This window comes from Leifsonia sp. 10L418 (assembly GCF_056395445.1).
In genome coordinates this window covers 80,782-96,432 of the sequence record NZ_JBFTJN010000008.1, presented here as the reverse complement: position 1 = coordinate 96,432, position 15,651 = coordinate 80,782, and the positions used below count along the sequence as shown (strand labels likewise).

The window sequence follows — 15,651 nt, the reverse complement described above, 5'->3', positions numbered from 1 at the left end:
TGACGAAGTGCCGTGCTCCCGGGGCTGAGAACCCTGTGAGCACGGCACTGTGTATCCGTGCGTGTTGCTGTCTAGACGTCGATGCGGTCCCGCGACATCGTGGCCGAGCTGTCGATGATGAACTCCTTGCGCGGAGCAACTTCGTTGCCCATCAGAAGCTCAAACATGGCGCCGGCGGCCTCTGCGTCAGAAACCTGCACGCGGCGCAGGGTGCGGTGCGCACGTTCCATGGTGGTTGTCGCCAGCTGATCGGCATCCATCTCACCGAGGCCCTTGTACCGCTGGATCGGGTCTTGGTAGCGCTTTCCGCTTCGCTTCAACCCCGCGAGAACGCCCTGAAGTTCGGCTTCGGAATAGGTGTAGATCGTCTCGTTGGGCTTGGATCCCGGGTTCATCACCACGACCCGGTGCAACGGTGGCACCGCAGCGAAGACACGACCGTCTTCAATCATCGGGCGCATGTACCTGAAGAACAGGGTGAGCAGCAGGGTACGGATGTGGGCGCCGTCGACGTCGGCGTCGCTCATGATGATGATCCGCCCGTAGCGCGCTGCAGACAGATCGAAGCTGCGCCCCGACCCGGCCCCGATCACCTGGATGATCGACGCACACTCGGCGTTGCTCAGCATGTCGGAGACGGATGCCTTCTGCACGTTCAGGATCTTGCCGCGGATGGGCAGCAAGGCCTGGTGCTCGCTGTCGCGCGCCAGCTTCGCCGTGCCGAGCGCCGAGTCACCCTCGACGATGAACAGCTCACTGGTGGCGACGTCGTTGCTGCGGCAATCGACGAGCTTGGCCGGAAGCGACGAGCTCTCGAGCGCGTTCTTGCGGCGCTGCGTCTCTTTATGCGCACGCGCTGAGATGCGCGACTTCATTTCGGCGACGATCTTGTCGAGCACGAGGGCGGACTGCGCCTTGTCGTCACGCTTGCTCGAGGTGAAGCGTTCGTTCATCGTCTTCGCGATGACGTTGGCCACGATCGCGCGCACGGCCGGGGTGCCGAGAACCTCTTTGGTCTGACCTTCGAACTGCGGCTCGGGCAGACGCACGGTGAGCACGGCCGTCAAACCGGCCAGCACGTCGTCTTTCTCCAGCTTGTCGGAACCCACCTTGAGCCGGCGGGCATTCTTCTCGACCTCGGCACGCAGAAACTTGAGGAGCCCGGCCTCGAAGCCGGCCTGGTGGGTGCCACCCTTGGGCGTTGCGATGATGTTGACGAAGCTGCGCACGACAGTGTCGTAGCCGGTTCCCCACCGCAGCGCGATGTCGACGTGGCAGTCGCGCTTCAGCTCGGTCGGCACCATCGTGCCGGAGTCGGTGAGCACGGGAACCGTCTCGGTGAAGTGACCGTCACCGGTCAGGCGCCAGGTGTCGGTGAGCGGGGCATCCGTCGCCAGGTGATCGACGAACTCTGAGATGCCGCCCTCGAACTTGAACGATTCGTGGATCGGCTCCTCGGCACGCAGGTCGTCGATTTCAATGGCCAGCCCCGGCACAAGGAAAGCCGTCTGACGCGCACGGGCGAGAAGCTCATCGTTCTGGAATGTCGCACCCTTGGTGAAGATCTGGCGATCAGCCCAGTAACGGATGCGTGTGCCGGTGACCCCCTTCTTCACCTTTCCGATGACACGCAGCTCGCTCTTCTTCTCGAACGGCGTAAACGGGGCATCTGGGCTCTTCTCGCCCGTGTCGGCGAAGTTGCCGGGCTCGCCGCGGTGGAAGGACATCGCATAGGTCTTGCCGTCACGGTCGACCTCGACGTCGAGGCGCTCGGACAGGGCGTTGACCACCGAGGCGCCGACACCGTGCAGGCCGCCGGATGCGGCGTAGGACCCGCTGCCGAACTTTCCGCCGGCGTGAAGCTTGGTGAAGACCACTTCGACACCCGTCAGGCCGGTCTTCGGCTCGATGTCGACCGGGATCCCTCGCGCCGTGTCACGTACCTCAACGCTCTGGTCGGGGTGCAGCACGATATCGATGCTGTTGCCGTGTCCGGCCAGCGCCTCGTCGACCGAGTTGTCGATGACTTCCCAGAGACAGTGCATGAGTCCCCGCGAGTCGGTTGACCCGATGTACATGCCGGGACGTTTGCGAACTGCTTCGAGACCCTCAAGGACCGAAAGGTGGCGTGCGGAATAGTCAGAACTCACAACGGTTAACACTACTGAACAAGCCTGACACTGCCCGGCTGACACTCCTTGGCGTTACTACGCGGTCAGCGAAATAACAGCCAGAATGCTCGCTGGGAAGGCAAAGGCGTGTTTTGATTGAGTATCAGCCTTAAAGCTTGGGTTTCAGGCTTCGAAACTGGAGGAGGAGAACATGTCCCAGATCGCCACCGATAATGGTGCCGTCGACCAGCAGGGCGCCCCCCACCAGCTCACCGCAGCCGATCGCTGCGACGCTTGTGGCGCCCAGGCCTACATTCGGGTCGTCGTGAACAACAGTGAACTGCTGTTCTGCGCGCACCACGGTCGTAAGCACCAGGAGAAGCTGTCGGCTATCGCCGAGAGCTGGCACGACGAGTCGAGCCGACTCCTCGAAGACCAGCGCTCGTAGAACGCTCAGCTCCTCGAGAGCTCAATCAGCCAAGCACCGGAACACCGGAGCTTGGCTGATTACTTTTAACGGCTCGCTACTCAGCAGCCTGAGCAAGCCGCACTGCAATTTGATTGCGTGCGGCTTGCGCCATTTCATCGGCAAAAACTGCGTCGTCGCCGCGGCGATAAGACACACCGTGCCGGGCCGCCATGATCTCCAGTAGGTGATCGGCAAACTGCGGGTTTCGGGCGAGCACCGGGCCGTGGAGGTGGGTTCCGAAGAACTCCCCCATCACCAGGCCTTCGGAGCCGGCACCGTTTCCGGTTCCGGACAGCACTCGTCCGAGCGGCGAACCCTCGGCGCCGACATAGTCGCGCGCGTGGTTCTCGAACCCGATCAAACGGCCGTACTTGGTCTTCACGATGAGGTCGTCGGTCACCCGCTCCGTGCGCGGAACAGCGCGGCCGGCGACGAGACCCAGGCCTTCGATCACCGGGCCATCGGCTTGTTCGATGCCCCAGCTGAGCAGTTCCCACCCGGTGCCGACAGCGAGGATCGGAACCCCGCCGGTCGACCACGCGCGAAACTCGTCTGTCATCGTGGCCAGGATGTCCCGCGCCACGGCCAGGTCGCCATCGGTTCCCGAACCGACGACAACCGCATCGACGATCGACGGGAGATCGGCCGCGGTGCGCACCTCGACGACGTTCGCCTGGAAGCCCGCCCACTCGGCCCGGCGGCGGAGCACGCGAGCATTCGCTGCATCCCCGTTCGTGCCGAGAAGTTCGGGCAGCACCGAAACAATGGTCAGCGACGTGGTCATGCCGGCTCCTCGTCGTTGGAAGTCAACCCGAGATGTGCACGCGTGCGGCGCATCGAGTCGGCAGAGAAGATGATTGTCTTCAGCCCGTGAGCCGGGTCGGGAAGAGCAAGGAACGCGTCGAGCGCCTGACCGAGATCGGGTTCCACCCGATCAACGGAGACGCCGTCGTAGGCCAGCTGCAGGGCAATGTCAGAGGCTTTAGAACCTGAGGCGAGCAGCACGTGACCGAGCCCCGACGTGTCGACCGGCCAGAAATAGGACGGGTCACGCACATCCGAACCGATGGCGATCATGATCTGTTCAGTGCCAGGTTCCAGGCTGTCCACGTTGAGCTGAAAACTCGCTGGGTTCTGAACCAACACGAACTCGACCATGCGCCCACGCACCGAGACGATCTCCCCACGCCCGAAGACCGGAGGGATCGCCGAGATGGCCGCCAGCGCGACGACCGGATCGAACCGCTCACCGAGGGCCGAGCGCGCGGTGGCCAATGCCGTGACGGCGTCGACCGCATAGTGAGTGCCACGGGCCGGCAGAGTGAACGAATAGGTGCGACCATCGAGATTCAACTGGGCATCGCGGCCCTTCACCCGGGTGAGCACAACGCCCTCCCCCGCCGGCAACCGGTCGCGGGCCGTTTGGGTGTAGCCGAGGCCGCGCGGGTTCTGGTCCAGCACCTCGGCGCTGACGCCGTACCGGTCGACCCGGACACCACTCAGCCGTTCACCGAGTTCGACAAGGTACTGGTCGTCGCTATTCAGCACGACCGCCTCGGTTGCCCGAGCCGCAATTTTCGCGAGCATCGTCGCGACCATTTCAGAATCGTGAAAACGATCGATCTGATCGACCATCACATTGGTCAAGGCGACGACCCGCGGCGTGAGTGATGCGGAGATCAAGGCGCCATGGCCTTCATCCATCTCGAGCACTGCGATGTCGCCGTCGATGCGACCGGCGAGCGACACCTGCTCGAGCAGCGCCGAGGTCAGCCCCTGGCTGATATTGGCCGTGGAGGGGTTCGTGAAGACACTGACCCCGTGCGCGCGCAGAGCCGCAACGAGCATCTTCGTCGTCGTCGACTTGCCACTCGAACCCGTCACGATGACGAGCCCTCCGGGAAAGCTGTTCAGGGTGCGCGGAAGGAATCCGGGCGCAATCGCATTGACGACAACGCCCGGAATCGCCGAGCCACCACCCGGTTTACGCCACCGGGCAAGCTTCCTGACGACCCTGCCAATGAGGATCGCCGGGGCATATCGCACCCCGTCGCTCCTACTCGAGGTAGTCGCGCAGTGACTGCGAACGCGACGGGTGACGCAGCTTGGCCATGGTCTTCGACTCGATCTGACGGATGCGTTCGCGTGTGACGCCGAACGTGTCGCCGATCTGGTCGAGCGTCTTCGGCATGCCGTCGCCGAGACCGAAACGCATACGGATCACGCCGGCTTCACGCTCGGACAGCGAGTCAAGCAGGCTTTCCAGCTGCTTCTGCAGCATGGTGAACCCGACAGCGTCGGCCGGAACGACGGCTTCGGTGTCTTCGATCAAGTCACCGAATTCGCTGTCACCGTCTTCACCCAACGGAGTGTGCAGTGAAATCGGCTCGCGACCGTACTTCTGCACCTCGACGACCTTTTCAGGCGTCATGTCGAGTTCGCGGCTCAGCTCCTCAGGCGTGGGTTCGCGACCCAGGTCCTGCAGCATCTGACGCTGAACACGGGCCAGCTTGTTGATGACCTCGACCATGTGCACCGGGATGCGGATGGTGCGGGCCTGGTCGGCCATGGCGCGGGTGATGGCCTGACGGATCCACCAGGTGGCGTAGGTGGAGAACTTGAAGCCCTTGGTGTAGTCGAACTTCTCGACGGCACGGATGAGGCCCAGGTTTCCTTCCTGGATCAGGTCGAGGAACTGCATCCCGCGGCCGGTGTAGCGCTTGGCCAGCGAAACGACGAGGCGCAGGTTGGCACCGAGGAGGTGGCTCTTCGCGCGGGCGCCATCTTTCGCCACCCACTGAAGTTCACGACCGAGCGGGCTCTTCTTCTCGGCATCGGTCATGACCGACAGCTTGTCTTCGGCGAACAGGCCGGCCTCGATACGCATGGCCAGCTCAACTTCTTCGGCCGCGTTCAGCAGGGCGACCTTACCGATCTGCTTCAGGTAGTCCTTGACAGGGTCGGCCGTCGCACCGGTGATGGCACTCGAGTAGACCGGAACCTCGTCGTCGTCATCAACGAGCGAAAGCACGAGGGCGCCGGTCGGAAGCGGCTCGGTCGAGACCGGACGCTTGGTGCCGTCTTCGTCGTCATCGGCGAACGCGTCGTCGGCGGCAACCGGCTCGACAACTTCTTCGTCGTCGGCCTTCTTGGAAGCGCGCTTGCGCGGGGCTGCAGTTGCGGCCTTCTTCACTGCGGCAGTCTTGGGTGCAGCTGCCTTGGCCGGAGCCTTGGTTGCAGCGGCTTTGGTCGCGGGAGTCTTGACAGCGGACTCCTTGCTCTCAGTGGTCTCCGTCGCTTCTGACTTTGCGGGGGTTGCCATTCGAACACCTCTCATGCTGGGTTGGTGCACTGGCCAGTTCCTCAGCCTGCTCGCAACCCGCTAAAACGAGCGGATTGTGATCAAGCAGTTGAATTTGGGCAGTACAAGGACCCATGTCAAGTCCGGGGCGCTGCAACGAGGCAACGCATGCTTTGACGCTGGCGTCAAAAACTCCGGAACCAGAACGGGTCCTGTTCTCAATTATTGCACGGTTTGGCGGGGGAACAAGCCACTTTGTTCGCCTCAGGCCTTGCGCCGACGCCACCTTCGTGAGAGTGCAACCCAGATCGGTGCCACTTCTATTCCCTCGTCGCGGGAAAGTCCCCTGCGGGTACGGCGCCGCGCACTCACCAAAAAGAAGACGCCGATCCCGATCACCAGGTATTGCACGGCAAACGCGACACGGAATGCGTCGAGCGCGTACAGGTCGCTGGCTTGACCGCCGGCGACGCGCCATCCGTCTTGCAGGTCGAGCAGCACACCGATCAGAAACATCGACACGAAACTGGCGGTGAAGCCGCCCACATTCACGACGCCATTCGCGGCGCCCAGGCTGCGTTGCGGGTTGAAGGTGCGCGCGAAGTCGAAACCGATGAGCGAACCGGGCCCCCCGATGCCGAGAACCACAAGCAGCAGGGCAATCAGCCAGACCGGCGGCGCGGTCGGCCAGAGCAGCACCACGGCCCAGGCCAGCCCGATCGCCGTCACAATACCGAGCACAATGTTGCTGCGTCGCAGCGGATACCGGGCGGACAGCAGTCCGAGGATCGGGCCGAAGACGAGACCTGACCCCACCAAAATCGTGAGCATCGCCGCTGCGAAGTGCGGTTCATAGCCCAGCCCGAACACCATGAACGGAAAACCCCAGAGCAGGCTGAACACGGTGCCCGACGATTGGGTGACGTAGTGCGACCAGAAACCCAGTTGGGTGCCCGGACGCTTGAAACTGTGCCGCAGTTGGGTGACCGCGACATGCCAGCTGTTGGCCCTGGGGTGTTCTTCGGAATCGGCGGGCCTGTCCTTGATGACAAGGATGACGGCGATCAATGCGACCACCGCGACGGATGCCGCCGAGAGGAACGCGGGTGTCCACCCCCACTCCGACAGTACCCAGGCGAGTGGAATTGCCGAGAGCACCTGACCGAGTTGGCCGATCTGACCCATCCACTGCGACAACTGCGGAACGATTCGGCCGGTGAACCACGAACTGATCAACCGGATCACTGAGATGAAGATCATCGCATCGCCGGCGCCGACCAGGATGCGTCCGATCACCGCGATGGTGATGCTCGGCGCAAAGGCCAGGGCCATCTGACCGACGACCATCAGCGCGGTGCCCGTGATAATCAGCACGCGCGGCCCATACCGGTCGATCAGAACGCCGACGGGAATCTGCATCGCCGCGTAAACGATCAGTTGCACGACGGCGAGGCTGGACAGCACTGCGGCCGAACCGCCGAACCGCTCGGTGGCCGCGACGCCGGCAATGCCCATCGAGGTGCGTTGCAGCACAGCAGAGAGGTACGCGAACGATCCGAGAGAGAAGATAAGCCAGGATCGAGAAGAGTTCACTCATCCCAACCTACCGCCCGGTGCAGCACCCCCATGACGGCGAGGCGGCTGTGGGAGGGTCAGAGGCCTGGGCGGCTAGAGCGGCGAGCCGTCATCTTTATTGCGTCGGATCGCGAGGAACTTCTCCAGCTCCGCGGCAATTTCGTCGGCCGTGGGAAGCTCGCCGTCTTCGTCGGTGAGCGGCGAACGCAGCGTGCTGCCCTCCATATAGGAGTCGTAGCGCTGTTCGAGCGTGCCGACCAGCTTCGCGAGTTCGGGGTTGTCCGCCACCTGCTCGTCGATCCGCTCAATGAACTCCCGGTTCTTTTCGCGCAGGTGATCGGTCGGGAAGATGAGTCCCGTCGCCGCACTCGTGCTTTCGAGCGCCGACAAGGCGGCGAACGGAAACTCGGTGTCGGCAAGATAGTGAGGAATCAAGAGCACGAAGCCGACGGCCGACGCGTCAGACTCGAGCAGCCGGTACTCGACCAGGTGCAGCACGTTTGCGGGCACCTGCGTGTGGGGGCGCCAGACCGACATGCTCTCCACCAGGTCTGAGCGGCTACCGCTGACGGTGACTCCGATCGGGCGCGTGTGCGGCACCGGCATCGGGATGGCGTGCACCCACGTGGTCGACGAGATGGTGAAGCGTTCGACCAGTTGAAGAATCGCAGCAGTGAACTGTTCCCACCGAAAATCGGGCTCGTAGCCGGCGAGCAGCAGGAACTGTTGCCCGACCTCATCTCGCGCCAGATAGAGGCTGAGCGTCGGCGGCTGGTAATCGCTGAGGTGATCCTGATCGAAATAGATGATCGGGCGACGCGCCCGGTAGTCGAGAAGCACGTCGGCATCGAATCTGGCGACCACGGTGTTCGGAAGCGCACCGAGCAAATATTCGGTGAACTGCGAAACTGCACCACCGGCATCCGCGAAACCCGTCAATCCGGCGACGAGATGCAGGCCCTCGGGGATGCCGGCGGCGGCATCGGTCAGTTCGTAGAGGTCACCTGGATCACGCATGCATTAACTCTAGGCCGCGCCCTCTCGAAGCAAACTGAAAAGCGGTCTTGGCGATAGTGCCGAGAGCGAACAACTGACGGAGCGAGCGGGACGGTCGGGAACGGAGTACCGACGCCCGGTGATTAGCATTGACCTATGGTTCTCCCGTCGTTGTCACTGTCCACCCAGCCCGCTGTCGATTCTGTCGCCGAAATTCTCGTGCTCGCCGCGGTCAGTACTCCCGACGGGCCAACACTGGTCGCCGACCCCGCCTTCGCCAGGCTGGCCGAGCATTTCACCGCTCTCGGCGTCACAGGTCGCCGTGACGAGGTCGTCCGGCTTCCCGCGACAATCGGCGCGGCCGGCGCCATCGCCATTGTCGGAATCGGCACCGTGATGACGCCGGATGCGCTCCGCCTGGCTGCAGGCTCGGCCGTGCGTCAGCTGACCGGTGCTGACCACCTCGCCTTTGCACTCCCCCTGGCCGATGAACAGCAGCTCGACGCCCTGTTGGAGGGCGCACTGCTCGGCGCCTATTCCTTCACCGAATACCGCACCACTTCCCTGGCCGACGCCAAGCTCAGCGCCACACGCATCGACGTTCACTCCACGCTCGGCAATCAGGACTCCGTCGCTCACGCACTGGCGATCGCCGAGGCGATGCAACTGGTCAAGGACCTCGTCAACACCCCGCCCTCCGACCTGTTCCCGCAGTCACTCGCCGAACGCTCAGAGGCTGCGGCGCGCGATTTGCCGATCGACGTGACGATCTGGGACGAGGCAGCCCTGGCCGCCGACGGTTTCGGCGGCATCCTGGGCGTCGGCCAGGGGTCGACGCGGCCCCCACGTTTGGTGAAGGTCAGCTACTCCCCCGCCGATGCCTCCCGCCACTTGGCGCTCGTGGGCAAAGGAATCACGTTCGACACCGGCGGCCTGTCACTGAAGCCCGCGGCCTCGATGGTCGGCATGAAGTACGACATGACCGGCGCTGCGACAGTTCTGGCTGTGGCAGTCGCCGCAGCGAAGCTCGCCCTTCCGGTGCGCATCACCGCCTGGTTGTGCATCGCCGAGAACATGCCGTCGGGCACCGCGACTCGTCCGGAGGATGTTCTGCGTATCCGCGGTGGGCGCACCGTCGAGGTGCTGAACACGGATGCCGAGGGCCGCCTTGTTCTGGCCGACGGCTTGGTCGCCGCAGCCGAGGAGAAGCCGGACGCCATCGTCGACGTCGCGACGCTGACCGGTGCGGCGACGGTCGCACTCGGCACGCGCTACTTCGCGGCAATGGGCGACACCGCCTTGGTCGACCAGGTGCTCGCGGCCAGCACGGCAACGGGCGAGCTCGCCTGGCCGATGCCGTTGCCCGGCGAATTGCGGGCGCTGCTCAACTCCGATGTGGCGGACATCGCCAACGCGAAAATCGGAAACAAAGCTGCCGGGATGCTCCTGGCCGCCGTGTTTCTGCGGGAGTTCACCGACACGACGATTCCGTGGGCTCACCTGGACATCGCCGGAAGCGCCCAGAACGAAGGCGGAGCATGGGGCTTCACGAAGCCGGGACCCACCGGTGTTTCTGTGCGTGCCCTGATCAGACTGGCCGAGGACTTTTCTCGCCCGTAGTACAGTCGTAGAGGCAAGAATATCTTGCCGCAGAAGGCCCGCCATGTAGATCATGAATCCGTTGGCGGAGTCGTAGCTGAATTCGTAATGCGCGAGGGAGTAGCTGGGTGTCGGAACAGAATTTTGACATTGTCGTTCTCGGTGGAGGAAGCGGTGGATATGCAGCAGCGCTGCGTGCAGTCCAGCTCGGTTTCTCCGTTGGTCTGATTGAGAAGGACAAACTCGGCGGCACCTGCCTGCACCGTGGTTGCATCCCGACCAAGGCGCTGCTGCACTCGGCTGAGGTAGCCGATGTGAGCCGTGAGTCGTCGAAGTACGGGGTGTCGACCACGTTCGGTGGCATCGACATCCAGGGCGTCACCGCGTACCGCGAAGGCATCGTCTCGAGCAAGTACAAGGGTCTGCAGGGCCTGATCAAGGCTCGCGGCATCACGGTCATCCAGGGTGAAGGTCGCCTGATCTCCCCGACGACCGTGCAGGTCGGCGAAGACACCATCGTCGGCAAGAACGTCATCCTCGCCACGGGTTCCTACTCCCGTTCGCTTCCGGGTCTCGAACTCGGTGGCCGCGTCATCACCAGCGAGCAGGCTCTCGAGCTGAACTTCGTTCCGAAGAAGGTTGCCGTGCTCGGCGGCGGCGTCATCGGCGTCGAGTTTGCGAGCGTCTGGAAGTCCTTCGGCGCCGACGTGACGATCATTGAGGCTCTGCCCCACCTCGTTCCGAACGAAGAAGAGTCGATCTCCAAGCAGCTGGAGCGCGCGTTCCGCAAGCGCGGCATCGAGTATTCGCTCGGCGTGCGCTTTGCAAGTGTCACGCAGAACGAGACCGGCGTCGTCGTCACGCTCGAAGACGGCAAGACGATTGAAGCCGAACTCCTGCTCGTCGCCGTGGGCCGTGGCCCGTCGACCGCCGGCCTCGGCTTCGAAGAAGTCGGCATCGCGATGGACCGCGGTTTCGTTCTCACCAACGAGCGCCTCGCCACCAACGTGCCCGGCGTCTACGCCGTCGGCGACATCGTTCCCGGCCTGCAGCTTGCACACCGCGGTTTCCAGCAGGGCATCTTCGTCGCCGAAGAGCTCGCCGGCTTGAACCCGATCATCGTTGAAGACGTCAACATCCCGAAGGTCACCTACTGTGACCCCGAGGTAGCGTCTGTCGGTTACACCGAAGCGAAGGCTGCTGAGAAGTTCGGCGCTGACCAGGTCACGAGCTACGAGTACAACCTCGGCGGCAACGGCAAGAGCGCGATCATCGGCACCACGGGTTCGGTCAAGGTTGTTCGTGTCAACGACGGCCCCGTCGTCGGCGTACACATGATCGGCGCCCGCGTCGGCGAACTGATCGGTGAAGGCCAGCTGGCGGTCAACTGGGAAGCATACCCAGAAGACATCGCCCCGCTGATCCACGCCCACCCCACGCAGAACGAAGCACTCGGCGAAGCGTTCCTTGCCCTCGCCGGCAAGCCGCTTCACGCAATGTAACCGGCTTCCGGTTCACTGATTTCACTAATCTAACCCCAGACAAATGGTTTCAAAGGAGACAAGCGCATGAGCGAATCCGTCAGCCTCCCGGCACTCGGAGAGAGTGTCACAGAGGGCACGGTTACCCGCTGGCTCAAGAATGTAGGCGACCGCGTGGAGGTCGACGAGCCCCTGCTCGAAGTGTCGACCGACAAGGTTGACACGGAGATCCCCTCCCCCGTCGCCGGCGTGATCGAGGCAATCCTGGTTCAGGAAGACGAGACCGTCGAGGTCGGAACGATTCTCGTCACCATCGGTGACGGTTCAGCTGCTGCCGCAGCACCGGCCCCTGTTGCTGAGGCACCTGTTGTTGAGGCGCCCGTCGCTGAGGCGCCCGTCGCCCCGGCACCTGTCGCCGCACCGGCACCCGTTGCCGCACCGGTAGCAGCACCCGTTGCACCGGCACCCGTCGCCGCACCAGCCCCGGTTGCAGCTCCCGCACCTGTCGCCGCACCGGCACCGGTTGCGGCTCCGGCACCCGTCGCCGCACCGGCACCCGCAGCCGCACCGGCACCCGCAGCAGCCCCGGCTGCCCGCGGCTCGCACGCCGGCACCTCCGGCTACGTCACCCCGATTGTGCGCAAGCTCGCCAACGAGGCCGGCGTCGACCTGTCGACGATCACCGGCACCGGTGTCGGTGGACGCATCCGCAAGCAGGACATCGCTTCGGCTTCGGCCTCGACTGCTCCGGCAGCCGCACCGGTCGTTGCAGTGTCACCGCTGCGCGGCACCACCGTCCCGATGTCGCGACTGCGCAAGGTTGTGGCCGAGCGCGCCGTCATCTCGATGAACACGTCAGCCCAGCTGACCACCGTCGTCGAGGTTGACGTCACCCGCGTCGCAATTCTTCGCGACAAGATCAAGGGCGAGTTCCTGGCGAAGACCGGCAACAAGCTCTCGTTCCTGCCGTTCTTCGCTTTGGCTGCTGCCGAAGCGCTGCAGGCAAACCCGATCATCAACGCGACGATCGAGGGCGACTCCATCGTCTACCCGGCGCAGGAGAACATCAGCATTGCCGTTGAGACCGAGCGCGGATTGCTCACGCCCGTCGTGCGCGACGCTGCAGGCCTCGACATCGCAGGTTTCGCAGCACAGATCGCCGATCTGGCTGAGCGCACTCGCGAGAACAAGCTGAAGCCCGACGAGCTGTCCGGTGGAACGTTCACGCTGACCAACACCGGTTCGCGTGGCGCACTCTTCGACACCCCCGTCGTCTTCCTGCCGCAGAGCGCCATCCTCGGCACCGGCATCGTGTACAAGAAGCCGGTCGTTGTCACCAATGACGGCCTCGACTCGATCGCCATCCGCTCGACCGTCTACCTGGCGCTGTCGTACGACCACCGCATCATCGACGGTGCCGACGCAGCCGGCTTCCTCGTCACCATGAAGAAGCGCCTGGAAGCCGGAGCTTTCGAAGCAAACCTCGGCCTGTAGGTCGAATCGGTTCTGACAGCCCACGTCACTGTGGCGTCTGTCGGAATCAGTAGTCGAAGATCTCACGTACACGCCAACCGGCCTCGCCCCTGATCACCAGGAGCGAGGCCGGTTTGCTGTATCCCCGTTCGTCTGCCGGCGCTTCTCCTGGCTCAGTCGCTGCTGCGGTTGCGCCAGCTGAATCTTCCGCCGCCGGCTTCATGGTGACTTCAACCAGTGCCGAGTCTCCGTTCCGTTCGACGAGCCGAGCATCGATTTCGAACACCTGCACCACCGGATCGCCCGCATTCTGCTGTGCAATGCGTACGGTATTTCGGTCAGCTGCCATCGCTGCCGAGCCGGCCTGATCCACCGTGTCAAGACACAGCACCGACGATTCGGCGAGGCAGACGGCTCGCATGGCGAGCAGGGCCATTGCAGCAGCCACCGGGTCGTCAGCGGCGATCGCCTCACGTTCGGCAGCCGTGCCAGCGACGATTGGCAAAGGATCAGACTCGGCGGTCACCGCATCGGAGTTCTCGGCCGCAACCTCTTCGTCGACCGCCCCCGTCGATAGCGCGCCGAAAGCGAGACTGCTGAGCCCGATCGCCAGAGCCGCCGCAACCAGAATCGGCCGGGAAAGAAGACGTTTTCGCAGCCGTGCCGAGAACGTGCTCAGCTCGGCTACTCCATGCTCGGCACTATCGCGCTCGGCAAACGGGCCGCGGAGGGCAGTCGCGATCCGATCGGCCGCACGCTGGATTCCGAATCGCACGACTGGCGGCGGTCGCTCCGCAACAGCGCGCTCACGTGGCGGCGGCACGGCGACCTGTTCAATCCTCCGCAGGGGGAAGTCCGTCAGCGGTGCATCGTGGGCGACGACCGGTCGGCGCATCCGCAGCGCCTCGCCCGGCGCCCACGCGAACAATGCGGCTTCCAGCCCGTCGAGACACTCAGGAATCGAGAGGTGATCGGCCGCTTCTTCGCCCCAACCCGCAATCCCCTCGGCATGCCGTGCTCCGCCGCTGGCGGGGTCAACCGCTGCGAAAACCTCGCGCATCACTCTGATCAACCGCTCGTAGTCGTTGCGCAGCAGGTCCCGGCGCACTCGCGCAGCCGTCGCCGGCGGTGGGAGAAGCTCGAGTGCACCGAACCTGTCAATGACAGGCCGCCCTTCGGCGGTGAGCGTGATCGCTGTCACCGACAGGTCGGGCAGGGCGAACCCGGCTTCGTGCAACGCCGCGAGCGAGGACACGATCGGGGCCAGGATGGTCACGGCCTCGCCCGGGGACAGCGGCGTGTACGCGCGCAGGTAATGAACCAGGGAACCGCCGGCCAGATGCTCCAGCACCAGAACCACTCGTCCGTCGGCCAGGGTCGCCACGTCGTGAAGAGCACCGATCGAACCGGGGACGAGCACGGACCGCACGGCGAGCTCGTGGTCGATCTGGGAGCTCGCTGACTCAGTCCGAAACAGCTTGAGTGTCACGATGTTGTTTGAGGCGCCATCGCCAGGTGCACCATGCGCGCTGTGGCCGAGGTAGAGATCGGCGTCGGCGTCGGTGCCGAGCTTCCGTCCGAGCTGGTAGCCGGCAATCTCCGACAATCTCTCAGCCGCTGCCGTCGGTGTCGGCTCGACGTTCCACGTCACGGCATCAACTGGGCTGAGGGGGTCGCCGGCATGAGGCGACTTCTGTTTGCGTGATCTCACGCCTGCCATCGTCGTTGACCGGCGCTCGGACATCCGCTACCTGTCACGATTCGTGGATAACCGGCCAGTCACACGCCCTGGTGAGAACCTCGGAATCTGCTGAAACGAGGATTGAGCGTCAGTCAGGGGCCGGAATCGGTCACGCGGCATTCGACGGACTCGGTAGTGTTAGAACCATGGCACGCAGCAAGGATAAGACTCCCCGCAAACCCAAAGAACCAGGCCGCTTGAAGCAAATGTGGCAGGTCTTCCAGATGACGAGACGCTACGACTCGAAGATCACACTCTTCTTGATTCTGGCGTTCCTCGTTCCGGTTGCGCTCGGTCTTGCACTTGCCTTCATCTTCTCGCCCGGCAACGTGCTGTCGCTGGTGCTCTGGATCGTCGCCGGCGTTCTCGGTGGCGTGTTGGCCATGCTCATCATTCTCGGCCGTCGTGCCGAGAAGGCCGCCTACTCCCAGATCGAAGGCCAGCCGGGCGCCGTCGGCGCCGTTCTACGCAGCTCGTTGAAGCGCGGCTGGGTCGGCAGCGAAATGCCGGTTGCCGTCAACGGCAAGACGCAGGATGCCGTCTACCGGGCTGTCGGCCGTGGTGGCGTCGTCTTGATCAGCGAGGGCCCGCGTTCCCGCACCGCTCGGATGATCGACGATGAGCGTCGCAAGGTCACCAAGGTGCTCGGCAACGTTACAGTGACGACGATTTCGGTTGGCCCCGACGCGGATGCCGTGCCGCTGCACAAGCTGGCCCGTCGCCTGACGCGCATCAAGCCGACCCTCACCAAGGCCGAAGTGCTCGCGGTCAACAACCGTCTCAGCTCGCTCGGAACCGCACTGCCGATTCCGAAGGGCGTCGACCCGTTCAAGGCACGTCCGCAGCGCGGCCGCTAGGCCTCACCCCGCCAGCGTCATTCATCGCCGGCACGGTATCTCGGTTCG

The 15,651-nt window shown here is 64.0% G+C and carries 12 protein-coding genes; 5 read left to right on the top strand and 7 right to left on the bottom strand.

What is annotated here, in order from left to right; all coding sequences use genetic code 11:
* Window positions 1-71 precede the first annotated feature (71 nt).
* On the bottom strand, window positions 72-2,150 hold the full coding sequence (locus AC1DCF_RS15495) for a DNA gyrase/topoisomerase IV subunit B (protein ID WP_441789734.1): 2,079 nt from the start codon (window positions 2,148-2,150) through the stop codon (window positions 72-74).
* 172 nt (window positions 2,151-2,322) lie between these two features.
* On the opposite strand from AC1DCF_RS15495, the gene AC1DCF_RS15490 reads away from it, so the two are divergent.
* The gene (locus AC1DCF_RS15490; RefSeq protein WP_345062831.1) at window positions 2,323-2,559 is read left to right on the top strand and encodes a DUF7455 domain-containing protein; all 237 of its coding nucleotides are present in this window, start codon (window positions 2,323-2,325) and stop codon (window positions 2,557-2,559) included.
* A 76-nt stretch (window positions 2,560-2,635) separates the two neighbouring features.
* Here the strand turns inward: AC1DCF_RS15490 and AC1DCF_RS15485 are convergent, their stop codons facing one another.
* The 5 genes from AC1DCF_RS15485 to AC1DCF_RS15465 form a co-directional block, all read right to left on the bottom strand.
* The gene (locus AC1DCF_RS15485) at window positions 2,636-3,364 is read right to left on the bottom strand and encodes a type 1 glutamine amidotransferase (protein WP_477211810.1); all 729 of its coding nucleotides are present in this window, start codon (window positions 3,362-3,364) and stop codon (window positions 2,636-2,638) included.
* Window positions 3,361-4,626 carry a MurT ligase domain-containing protein gene (locus AC1DCF_RS15480; protein WP_477211809.1) on the bottom strand — a complete coding sequence of 422 codons (1,266 nt, stop codon included), beginning with the start codon at window positions 4,624-4,626 and terminating at the stop codon, window positions 3,361-3,363. The genes AC1DCF_RS15485 and AC1DCF_RS15480 overlap by 4 nt, the downstream gene beginning before the upstream one ends.
* Before the next feature lie 10 nt (window positions 4,627-4,636).
* Window positions 4,637-5,902 (bottom strand): RNA polymerase sigma factor, encoded by a 1,266-nt coding sequence (locus AC1DCF_RS15475; RefSeq protein ID WP_441789731.1) that lies wholly within the window; start codon window positions 5,900-5,902, stop codon window positions 4,637-4,639.
* 243 nt (window positions 5,903-6,145) lie between these two features.
* Complete coding sequence (locus AC1DCF_RS15470) at window positions 6,146-7,474, bottom strand: MFS transporter (RefSeq protein WP_477211808.1); 1,329 nt, start codon at window positions 7,472-7,474, stop codon at window positions 6,146-6,148.
* A gap of 75 nt (window positions 7,475-7,549) precedes the next feature.
* Entirely contained in the window at window positions 7,550-8,473 is a 924-nt protein-coding gene (locus tag AC1DCF_RS15465; protein ID WP_441789729.1) for a proteasome assembly chaperone family protein, read from the bottom strand.
* A 135-nt stretch (window positions 8,474-8,608) separates the two neighbouring features.
* Here AC1DCF_RS15465 and AC1DCF_RS15460 point away from each other — a divergent pair, with 135 nt between their 5' ends.
* From AC1DCF_RS15460 to AC1DCF_RS15450, 3 genes are all read left to right on the top strand, one after another.
* Complete coding sequence (locus AC1DCF_RS15460; RefSeq protein ID WP_477211807.1) at window positions 8,609-10,072, top strand: leucyl aminopeptidase; 1,464 nt, start codon at window positions 8,609-8,611, stop codon at window positions 10,070-10,072.
* A gap of 107 nt (window positions 10,073-10,179) precedes the next feature.
* Window positions 10,180-11,553, top strand: coding sequence for a dihydrolipoyl dehydrogenase (gene lpdA / locus AC1DCF_RS15455; RefSeq protein ID WP_441789727.1), 1,374 nt, complete (start codon window positions 10,180-10,182; stop codon window positions 11,551-11,553).
* 66 nt (window positions 11,554-11,619) lie between these two features.
* Window positions 11,620-13,026 (top strand): 2-oxo acid dehydrogenase subunit E2, encoded by a 1,407-nt coding sequence (locus AC1DCF_RS15450; protein WP_477211806.1) that lies wholly within the window; start codon window positions 11,620-11,622, stop codon window positions 13,024-13,026.
* A 46-nt stretch (window positions 13,027-13,072) separates the two neighbouring features.
* Here the strand turns inward: AC1DCF_RS15450 and AC1DCF_RS15445 are convergent, their stop codons facing one another.
* On the bottom strand, window positions 13,073-14,716 hold the full coding sequence (locus AC1DCF_RS15445) for a hypothetical protein (RefSeq protein WP_477211805.1): 1,644 nt from the start codon (window positions 14,714-14,716) through the stop codon (window positions 13,073-13,075).
* Window positions 14,717-14,892: 176 nt separating this feature from the next.
* On the opposite strand from AC1DCF_RS15445, the gene AC1DCF_RS15440 reads away from it, so the two are divergent.
* Window positions 14,893-15,603 carry a DUF4191 domain-containing protein gene (locus AC1DCF_RS15440; RefSeq protein ID WP_477211804.1) on the top strand — a complete coding sequence of 237 codons (711 nt, stop codon included), beginning with the start codon at window positions 14,893-14,895 and terminating at the stop codon, window positions 15,601-15,603.
* Window positions 15,604-15,651 lie beyond the last annotated feature (48 nt).